General features: G+C 73.2%; 4 protein-coding genes and 1 tRNA gene. 3 read left to right on the top strand and 2 right to left on the bottom strand.

The window, feature by feature from the left end:
• Positions 1-2,191 (top strand): helix-hairpin-helix domain-containing protein (locus CTKZ_RS06995; RefSeq protein ID WP_371852340.1); only part of this gene is annotated, 2,191 nt, incomplete at its 5' end.
• 44 nt (positions 2,192-2,235) lie between these two features.
• Positions 2,236-3,120, top strand: a complete 885-nt coding sequence (locus CTKZ_RS06990; protein WP_124342278.1) for a dihydrodipicolinate synthase family protein — start codon at positions 2,236-2,238, stop codon at positions 3,118-3,120.
• 38 nt (positions 3,121-3,158) lie between these two features.
• Here the strand turns inward: CTKZ_RS06990 and CTKZ_RS06985 are convergent, their stop codons facing one another.
• Positions 3,159-4,385, bottom strand: coding sequence for an AI-2E family transporter (locus CTKZ_RS06985; protein ID WP_124342277.1), 1,227 nt, complete (start codon positions 4,383-4,385; stop codon positions 3,159-3,161).
• Between the two features lie 154 nt (positions 4,386-4,539).
• Between CTKZ_RS06985 and CTKZ_RS06980 the strand changes: the two genes are divergently transcribed.
• Positions 4,540-4,622 (top strand) — tRNA-Leu (locus tag CTKZ_RS06980).
• A gap of 91 nt (positions 4,623-4,713) precedes the next feature.
• On the opposite strand, the gene CTKZ_RS06975 is transcribed toward CTKZ_RS06980, so the two are convergent.
• Positions 4,714-6,378 (bottom strand): GH39 family glycosyl hydrolase, encoded by a 1,665-nt coding sequence (locus tag CTKZ_RS06975; RefSeq protein WP_124342276.1) that lies wholly within the window; start codon positions 6,376-6,378, stop codon positions 4,714-4,716.
• Positions 6,379-6,397 lie beyond the last annotated feature (19 nt).

The raw sequence follows: 6,397 nt of genomic DNA, 5'->3' as shown, positions 1-6,397 counted from the left end.
TCCCGACCGGTCGCACGACGGCCGTGCCGGGTCGCCCGGTCGACCGGACGACGGCCGTGCCGGATCGCCCGGTCGACCGGAACGCCCGCACGACGGCCGCGCCGGATCGCCGGGCCGCCCCGACCGCCCGCACGACGGGCACGTCGGACTGTGGCCGCCGGAGGGCCACGGTTCGGGGGGTGAGCCGCACGACCGGGCCACGGCCGTCAGCACGGCGCGCGACGAGCGGCGCCGCGCCAAGGCGTCGATGTGGGGCAACACCTACGAGCCGCCGCCGGTGCTGACGCGCTCACCGCGCGGGACCGAGGTGCCGGGGCTCGCGACGTCCGACGGCCACGACGTCGTCCCCGCGGTGCTGCCGCCCGCGGCAAGCGACCTCGACGAGATCCCGGAGCACGTCGTCGACCTCGCGGACCGGTTCCTGCGTCTGCCACGCCACCTCGGGATCCACTCGGGCGGCATGGTGATGTGCGACCGGCCGGTGATCGAGGTATGCCCGGTGGAGTGGGCGCGCATGCCGGGACGCACGGTCCTGCAGTGGGACAAGGAGGACTGCGCCGACGCGGGACTCGTGAAGTTCGACCTGCTGGGCCTCGGGATGCTCACGGCGCTGCGGCTCGCGTTCACGGACGTCGAGAAGCACGAGGGGGAGAAGCTCGACCTGCACGCGCTGCCCGCCGAGGACGCACGCGTCTACGACCTCCTGAGCGCGGCGGACACCGTCGGGGTGTTCCAGGTGGAGTCACGTGCGCAGATGGGGACGCTGCCACGGCTGCGACCGCGCACGTTCTACGACATCGTCATCGAGGTCGCGCTCATCCGGCCCGGGCCGATCCAGGGCAACTCGGTGCACCCGTACATCGAGCGCGCGCACGGCCGGCAGGCCGTCACGTACCTGCACCCGCTGCTGGAGAAGTCGCTCGCCAAGACCAAGGGCGTGCCGCTGTTCCAGGAGCAGCTCATGCAGATGGCGATCGACGTCGCCGACTTCACCCCCGCGGAGGCCGACCAGCTGCGCCGCGCGATGGGCTCGAAGCGCTCGACGGAACGCATGGAGGCGCTCAAGGGGCGGCTCATGTCGGGCATGGCGTCGCACGGCATCGGGCCGGACGTGGGGGAGCAGATCTACGAGAAGCTGCGCGCGTTCGCGGACTTCGGCTTCCCCGAGTCGCACGCGTACTCGTTCGCGTTCCTCGTGTACGCGAGCGCGTGGCTGAAGGTGTACCACCCGGCCGCGTTCTACGCGGGGCTGCTCGCGGCGCAGCCGATGGGCTTCTACTCGCCGCAGAGCCTCGCCGCGGACGCCCGCCGGCACGGCGTCGAGGTGCTGCGGCCCGACGTGCAGGCGTCCGACGTGCAGGCGTGCGTCGAACGCACCGGCCCGACGCCGCCGGACGGGGAGCCGCTGCTGGTCCCCGCACCGAGCGGCACGGGACCGGCCGTCGCCGCGGGTGTGCGGACGGGCGCCGACGCGGACGTGCCGCGCTCGCTCGCGGTGCGCCTCGGGCTCGCGTCGGTGCGGTCGGTGGGGGAGGACGTCGCGCAGAAGGTCGTCGACGAGCGCGTCGCGCACGGCCCGTTCGCGGACCTGCGCGATCTCGTGCGGCGCGTCCGGCTGACCACCGTGCAGGTCGAGGCGCTCGCGACCGCGGGTGCGCTCGACAGCCTCGGCTCGACCCGCCGCGAGGCGCTGTGGGCGGCCGGGGCGCTCGCGCAGGAAGGGCCGGACACGCTGCCCGGGGTGAGCGTCGGGGTCGCGGCGCCGACGCTGCCGGGGCTCAGCGACGTCGAGGTCGCGACGGCCGACGTGTGGGCGACGGGCGTTTCCGTCGACTCCTACCCGACGCAGTTCGTCCGCGACGGCCTGGACGAGGCGGGGGTGCTGCGCGTCGTCGACGCGTTCCGCCACGAGCCCGGGCGACGGGTCGCCGTCGCGGGGGTCGTGACGCACCGGCAGCGTCCGGGCACCGCGGGCGGGGTGACGTTCCTGTCGCTCGAGGACGAGACCGGGCTGCTCAACATCGTGTGCTCCGCAGGGCTGTGGCAACGGTTCCGACGCGTCGCGCGGACCTCCCGGGCGCTCGTCGTGCGTGGTCGCCTGGAACGGTCCGACGGCGCGACGAACCTCGTCGCCGAGCACCTGGGCGTCCTGTCGCTCAAGGTCCGCTCCACGTCCCGCGACTTCCGCTGACACACCCGACGCCCTGGCGACGGGTCTTCGCTAGCCTCCCGCCCATGCTCGGACCCCTCGCCGCGTACCTGCCCACCCCGCGCACCGCCGACGGCGGCGTCGCCCCCGGCGTGCTGGCCGCGCTCGCGGACCGCGCCGTCACGGCCGGGGCGGACGCGGTCGCGGTGCTCGGCTCGACCGGCGGCTTCGCCTACCTGGGCGGCGGTGACCGGGCGCGCGTCGCTCGGGCCGCGGTCGAGGCCGTCGACGGCCGGGTGCCCGTGGTGTGCGGGATCGGCGCGCTCACGACGGCCGACGTGCTCGGCCACGCCGCCGCCGCGCGGGCCGCGGGCGTCGACGCCGTGCTCCTCCCGCCGATGTCGTACCAGCCGCTGACCGCCGGTGAGGCCCTCGCCCTGTACCGGGACGTCGCCGCGGTCGCCGAGGTGCCGGTCTGGATCTACCACAACCCCCGCACGACGGGCCTCGAGCTCACGGTCGACGACCTCCTCGCGATCGCCGCGCTGCCCGGCATCGGCGGCCTCAAGGACCGCGGCCTCGACGTCGACGACGTCCGCACCCGCTGCGCCGCGCTGCTCGCCGGTGTCCCGGCGCACGTCGAGGTCGGGTTCAGCGGTGACGCGCTCGGGTCGCAGGCGCTGCTCGCGGGTGCCCGGACGTGGCACAGCGGCCTCGCGGGCATCCTGCCGGGCCCGTGGGTCGCGACGGCCGCCGCTGCGGTCGCCGGTGACGTCCCGACCGTCGACGCGTGGACGCAGCGGCTCGCCCCGCTGACCACCCTCGGTGCGCGATGGGGGGCGATGCGCCTCGCGGGCGCCGTGGCCCGGCACGTCGCGCTCGACCTCGGCCCGCTGCCCGCCCCGCTGCTCGACCCTCCGGCCGTCGTGCTTGCGGAGGTCGAGGCGGCCGTCGAGGCAGCCATGGCCTGACACCCGCCGCGACGCGCCCGACTGCTGCCTGCCCGGGTTCAGCCGTGCGCGGGCGTGCTCGCGGTGTCGTCGTCGCTGGTCGGCCGCACCTCGTCGTCCGCCTCGTCCTCCTCCATCGGCGGGTCGAGGGTCCGCAGGCGGGAGAAGATCGCCCAGACGACGGACACGAGCGGCACGGCGATGACGGCGCCGAGGATCCCGGCCGTGAGCGTCCCCGCCGTGACGGCGAGCGCGACGACGACGGGGTGCAGCGACACCTGCTTGCCCATGACGAGCGGCTGCAGGATGTGCCCCTCGAACTGCCCGATGAGCGCGATGCCGATGCCGACGATCGCCGCGGACCACAGCCCGTTCGCGGCGAGCGCGACGATCATCGCGATGATCATGGCGGCGGGTGCGCCGACCAGCGGGATGAACGCACCGATCATGACGAGCACCGCGAGCGGCGCCGACAGCGGCACGCGCAGGATCGTCAGCAGGATGAACGCGAGCAGGCCGTCGGTGACGGCGATGATGACCGTCCCGCGCGTGTAGCCGGAGAACGTGTACCAGCCGGCGCCGCCCGCGACCTTCCAGGTCTCGCGGAACCGCGTGGGCAGCTGGTTGAGGAACCAGGTCCACATCTCCTGCCCGCGGGCCAGGAAGAACACCGTGCAGAAGATCGCGAGCGCGAGCGCGGTGAAGATCTCGACGACCGATCCCGCCCCGGCGGCGGCCTGCGACGCGAGGTCGCCCGCGTGGTCCTGCACCCACTGCTGGGCGTTGCTGATCCACTCGGCGATCTGCTCGTTCGTGATCGTGAACGGCAACGACCCGCTCTGCAGGAAGTCCGTGATCTGCGAGATGCCGTTGCTGAACTGCTTCGTGAGGTCGTTCCACTGGTTCGCGATCGAGTACCCGATGTAGGTGAGCAGCCCGACGAAGAACAGGATCCCGCCCAGGATCGCGAGCGCCGTCGCCAGCCCGCGCCACATGAACCGCGACAGGAAGTCGACGATCGGCCGCAGCACCGCGCTGAACACGAACGCGAGGAACACCGCGATGAACAGCAGCTGCACGCGGGACGTGGCGTAGAACACGAGCGCGACGGCCGCGAGCACCACGAGGAGCCGCCAGGACACTCCCGCCATGACCCGCAGCCAGTGCGGTGCGGTGTGCTCGACCCCGTACACGCTGGGGTTGCGTCGTGCCCCTGCCACCTTGCGGGCCGCCGGGTTGCTCGGGCCGGTCAGCCCCTTGCTCCCGGTGCCGGTCGCCTCGGCCATGAACCCCCCGCCACCTCGGACTCGATCCCCGGCGCTGATGCCCAGGCCGGTGGCGTCAGTCTGCACCCCGGGACCGATGCATGCCCGGCCGCCGCACCGTGCTATCTTTTCTGCCGCACCTGAGGGAGCCCACGGGCCCCCGGACGGTCCACCTGTCCGGGTGGCGGAATGGCAGACGCGCTAGCTTGAGGTGCTAGTGCCCGAAAGGGCGTGGGGGTTCAAGTCCCCCTCCGGACACTCGTTGAGACAGCGAACACGAACGGCTCCGGGCTTCGGCTCGGAGCCGTTCGTGTGTCTGCGGCTGGTCGAACCGCCGCAGACCGACGCGTCAACGTGCTCCGGCAGTCGCCGGGGGATCGACCTGGGCCACGGAGGCGACGGCCCACGCGGGCAGGTCGAGGTCGAGCTCGAGGACGCCTGACTCCGGGACGGCGATCGTCCAGCGGTGCAGGTCGTCCGCGACGGCCTTGAGCGCGGCGGTCTGAGCGCGGGTGAGGTTGAGCGGCTCGCCCATCTGGTGCCACGCCTCCGCGGGGTTGCCGTGCTCCCAGTCGAGCACCTCGACCTGGAAGACGGTCCCCGGCTCGAGACCTGCGACGGTGTGGCGGACCCGCCGGGCCGTCCCGATCTCCCGGTACGCGCGCGTCGCGGCGTAGGAGTCGTGCTGCTCGACGCCGCGGGTGCCCATCGCGGCGGGGTAGTTCAGGAACACCGCGGACACGCGGCCGTCGTCGGACGAGCGCGTGATGATGCCCTGCTCGTCCTGGTGGACGACGCGGTCGCCCAGCCGGTTCAGCATCGCGACGGCGTGGAACGTGGGCTTGTGGATGCCCTGCTCGTTGACGAACCCGAAGCCGCCGTGGAACGGGCCGAGCCCGGCGCCGCCCTCCTCGAAGATGTCGGTGAACGTCCAGTAGGAGATCGAGTCCGCGAGCGGAGCGCCCTTGAGGAACGCGCGCGTGATGTACGTCGCGGCGAACAGGGTGTCGTGCGTGCGGTCCCGGCTCGACGGCGAGCTCGACCACTCGGTGATGTGCAGCTCGGCGTCGGGGTACGGGCTCGCGGCGATGAGCTCGCGCATGAGGCGCAGGTCCTGCTCGGTGGCGTCCACGTGGCGGTGGATGGCTCTGAACCCGCTGCCGGTGCCGTCGGCGGCGTAGTCCGTCGGGTAGAGGTGCGTCGAGAGGAAGTCGAGCGGGAGGTCGCGCTCGGCGCACCACTCGACGAGCTCGCGGACCCAGACCGGCTGCCAGTCGAGCGCGTCGGGGTCGGGTGCCTGGCCGGTCGCGAACTCGGCCGCGCGGTCGTAGGTCTCGCCGGCGTAGCGGGCGTCGGGCACGAACACGGACGTCGACGGCCCGCCGACCTTGAGCTGCGGGTCGATCGCCTTCAGGGCGCGCGCGGTCGCCTCGTAGAGCTCGAAGTACTCGGTGCGGGTGCCGGTCCAGAAGTGGGGGACCAGGTTGGGCTCGTTCCACACCTCGAACCGCCACTGGCGCACCTCGTCGAGGCCGTACCGCTCGATCCAGTGCCGCACCGTCTCGCTCACGAGGCGGACCCACTCCGCCATGTCGGTGGGCGGGCTGCAGTGCGCCTTCCACCAGAACAGCGTCTCGGTCTGCGTGGCCAGGTCCCGGGGCATGAACCCGAGCTCGACGAACGGGCGCGCGCCCGCGTCGAGGATCGCGTCGAACACCATGTCGACGTAGCTGAAGGTGATCGGCGGCTCGGGCAGGACCTCCGGCGGGGCGAACCCGCCGCCGTAGGTGGCGCGGTACACGAACATGTCGTCGTGGAACAGGCCGTGGAACCGCACGGACCGGACCCCGAGCACGTCGACGGCCTCGCGGAGGTGGGCCTGCCAGTCGGCGCGCAGCGCCTCGTTGGCCCGGCCCGCGCCCACGCACCGGTTCCACACGTGGTGCAGCGGCGCGTCCGTCGGCGGCGCGCCGTCCACCCGGAGCGCGTCGAGCGCGTGCGCGTCGTGGGACATGGAGATCTCCTTCGGTCCA

It is taken from the genome of Cellulomonas algicola (genome assembly GCF_003851725.1).
Classification (GTDB): domain Bacteria; phylum Actinomycetota; class Actinomycetes; order Actinomycetales; family Cellulomonadaceae; genus Cellulomonas; species Cellulomonas algicola.
Note: the sequence above shows the minus strand (reverse complement) of the source record. Positions and strands in the feature narration are given on the sequence as shown.